We start from the raw sequence: 3,094 nt of genomic DNA, 5'->3' as shown, positions 1-3,094 counted from the left end.
CTGTCTCGCTCCTCGATCCACCAAACTCGGCGATGAACCACCGAATGGGGGCCGATCAGTCCCGGCTGGCAATGGTCAGGTCATCGGCGGTTCGCGCTGCGGCGGTCCGGAGGAGGGCTTTCGCTTTGGTAAAGACCTGTTCGATGGGGTTAGAGTCTGGATCGTAGGGGGAAAGGTAGAGTACCCGTGCGCCGACCGCCTCGATGGCTTCGCGTACCCCGGCGACCTTGTCGGCGTTCAGATTGTCGCGGATGACGGTGTCGCCGGGCTTGAGCACAGCAGCCAGGACGTCGGTCACGTAGGTTCGGAAGCGCAGTCCATTCGTCGTCCCATCGAAGACGGTCCTGGCAGTCAGGCCAGTCGCCCGCAGGGTGGCGGCGATGGTGGTGGTCTTGTAATGCCCGTGGGGCACGGCGATCCGGCAGCGTTCGCCGCGCAGAGCGCGACCATAGCGGCGGACCATCTTGGTCATGGCAGCCGTCTTGTCGAGGAAGACCAGGCGATCCGGATCGAGGTCGGGTTGACGTTCGAACCAGTCCTCGCGTGCGGCCCTCACATCCGGCCGCTCCTGCTCGGCTGCGTGGACAGCTCCTTTTTACGGGTGATCCCGTGTCGGGCGAAGAGGCGTGAAAGGCTGCTCGTGCTTGCCCGGACGCCGCGTTCCAAGAGCCTGTCGCGCAGTTCCCTCGGGAAGGAGAGCGGATGCTCTTCGTGGGGTCGAAGGATCAGGGCCGCCTGTGCTTCCAGGCGCTGTGAGTTGCGGTCGCTACCCATGGGTTTGGGTGCGATCTGCCCGTTCTGCCGGAAGCGTTCGTGCCACAGGATCGCGCTGGCTGCCCCGACACCGAAGCATTGGGCTGCCTGACGCCGCGATGCGCCCGCCTCAATTGCCGCGACCACGCGCTCGCGCAGATCGACCGACAGGGCTGAAGGCATGGTGATCCTCTCTCACAAGCCCACCCAGCGAATCATACACAATCCAGACGGCCTACGCCAAGAGATTCAACCCGCCAGGGCACGGCTCTAGTTTGGAAGCCGGATGGCAGAAAATAAACCACTGAAACAAAATGTCTTTTTAGCTTACGCAAGCGTGTGTGTCGCCTTTCCGATGAGCGATAGTGCTCCTTTCGTTTGACATGCTATGAGTTAACCTCGCGCCAAGCGGAGATGCATCGAGGTTGTTCCATGACAGCAAATTTTGAGAAGCGCACAGCATCAATACAGAATTCATTTGATATTTTTTCCGGGCAGTGGTGTAGTGATGTGCCAATTTATGGTGGAGGCAATGCTCAGCTTTTCTTTGATGCGAGAATTAGACTTTTCGATGAGGCAATCGGAGGTTTTGCTGGAAAGAAGGTGCTCGAACTTGGACCGCTTGAAGCAGGACATACCTATGCAATGACGCTTTTTGGAGCAAGCGAGATCGTTGCGGTAGAAGCAAATCGAGACGCATTCTTAAGATGCCTTGTCGTGAAAGAAGCTTTCAACCTAAATGCGCGGTTTCTTTGCGGAGATTTCGAGCGGTATATGGGCAATAAGCCGCCGAAAGTTGATGTCGTACTTGCTTCTGGCGTTTTGTACCACATGAAAGACCCGCTCAGCCTCATTGAAAGTATTTGCAACACAGCAGAGCAGGCTTGTTTCTGGACACATTACTACGACAAGGAGCTCATTGATAACAATGAACACTTGCGACCAAAATTTGCACCGCCCGAAACCCTAAGATTTAAGGGGCGTACAATATTGGCGTCGAAGCAATCCTATCTCACCGATATTGAGCGAACGGATTTCGCCGGAGGTATGGAAGGGTACAGCTATTGGCTCTCCCTCGAAGGCCTAAGCGAGGCATTCGAGGCATTAGGCTTTAAAATGACGATACACGACATGCAACGGGATCACCCACATGGCGCTGGTGTTACCTTTACTGTAAAGCGATGCAAATAAATATGGTCCAATCGGCGGGCGCCTGGAGGCGGCCGCGATCGGCGGGGTCGGGTTGCAGACGGTGCGCGACTGGGTCTTGGCCTTCGACGCGCACGGCCCGGACGGGCTGCTCGACGGTAAGGCCCCCGGCGCCCGGCCGCGCCTGAACGCCAACCAGCGCGAGGCCCTCCGGGCGCTGCTCGAACACGGACCGACGCCTGCCGCCCACGGGGTGGTGCGCTGGCGGTTGTGCAATCTGGTCCAGATCAATCCCGAGGATCTGATCCTCCCCCGGTTTCACGGACACCTCTGATACGCTCCTTGCGGGCGGGGAAGGTGTTTGACGGCCAAAACGCGACGCGCGTTCACGCCAGAGTTCAAATGCGAGGCGGTAGCCCCGCTGGAAAGCAGCGGCCGGCCGCAGATGCAGATCGCAGCCGAACTCGGGATCCACTCCTCGATGCCGAGGCAGTGGCGCTCGGCGCTGATGGGAGGCTCCCCACCACCGCGGACAGCGGGATTACCGGAAGCCGCGCCTGCGAGCCCGGTGGCGTCCCCCTCCGACCAAGCGGCCGAGATCGCCTGTCTGGGCGTGACCTCGACCGGACGCGTATGGAGCGCGACGTCCTAAGAAAAGCGATCGGCATCTTCGCGGAGATGCCCAAGTGACGTTCGCCCTCATCGAGCAGCCTGCGGGCACCTGGCCGGTGCGTCTCATGTGCCGCGTGCTCGAAGTCTCCCCCAGCGGCGACTACGGCTGGCGGTCACGCCCCGAGAGCGCCCGGTCGGTGTCGAACCGTCAGCTCCTCGACGACGTCCGGCGCATCCATGCCGGGCATCATAAGCGCTATGGCTCGCCTCGGGTGCATGCGGCCCTGCGCGCGGAGGGCCGAACGGTCAGTCGCGGGCGAGTGGAGCGCCTGATGCGCCGGCATGGTATCCGGGCCCTGGCAGGGCGTCGGTTCCGCCCCTGCACCACCGACAGCCGTCATGATCTGCCGATCGCGCCCAACCTCCTGAAGCAACTCTTCTCGGCCGCACGGCCCAACACAGTCTGGCTGGCGGAACCGAAGGACCGCGCAGCGACATCACCGACCTGCCGACCGGAGAAGGCTGGCTCTACCTGGCCGCCGTCCTCGATCTCGCCACCCGCAGAATCGTCGGCTGGTCC

The 3,094-nt window shown here is 61.1% G+C and carries 1 protein-coding gene and 3 pseudogenes; 3 read left to right on the top strand and 1 reads right to left on the bottom strand.

Annotated features, from left to right (window positions below; genetic code table 11):
* Window positions 1–61: 61 nt before the first annotated feature.
* A pseudogene (locus BM249_RS20925) lies at window positions 62–936 on the bottom strand (IS630 family transposase); the annotation flags it as partial.
* 249 nt (window positions 937–1,185) lie between these two features.
* On the opposite strand from BM249_RS20925, the gene BM249_RS21475 reads away from it, so the two are divergent.
* The 3 genes and pseudogenes from BM249_RS21475 to BM249_RS20915 all read left to right on the top strand — a co-directional run.
* Window positions 1,186–1,944 carry a class I SAM-dependent methyltransferase gene (locus tag BM249_RS21475; RefSeq protein ID WP_143103837.1) on the top strand — a complete coding sequence of 253 codons (759 nt, stop codon included), beginning with the start codon at window positions 1,186–1,188 and terminating at the stop codon, window positions 1,942–1,944.
* Between the two features lie 13 nt (window positions 1,945–1,957).
* Window positions 1,958–2,203, top strand: a pseudogene (locus tag BM249_RS20920) (helix-turn-helix domain-containing protein); the annotation flags it as partial.
* 60 nt (window positions 2,204–2,263) lie between these two features.
* Window positions 2,264–3,094, top strand: a pseudogene (locus tag BM249_RS20915) (IS3 family transposase); the annotation flags it as partial.

The organism is Methylobacterium gossipiicola (assembly GCF_900113485.1).
GTDB lineage: Bacteria > Pseudomonadota > Alphaproteobacteria > Rhizobiales > Beijerinckiaceae > Methylobacterium > Methylobacterium gossipiicola.
Note: the sequence above shows the minus strand (reverse complement) of the source record. Positions and strands in the feature narration are given on the sequence as shown.

Coding starts and splice junctions, on each gene's coding strand:
- BM249_RS21475 (WP_143103837.1), top strand. CDS start 1,186: ATGACAGCAAATTTTGAGAAGCGCACAGCATCAATACAGAATTCATTT.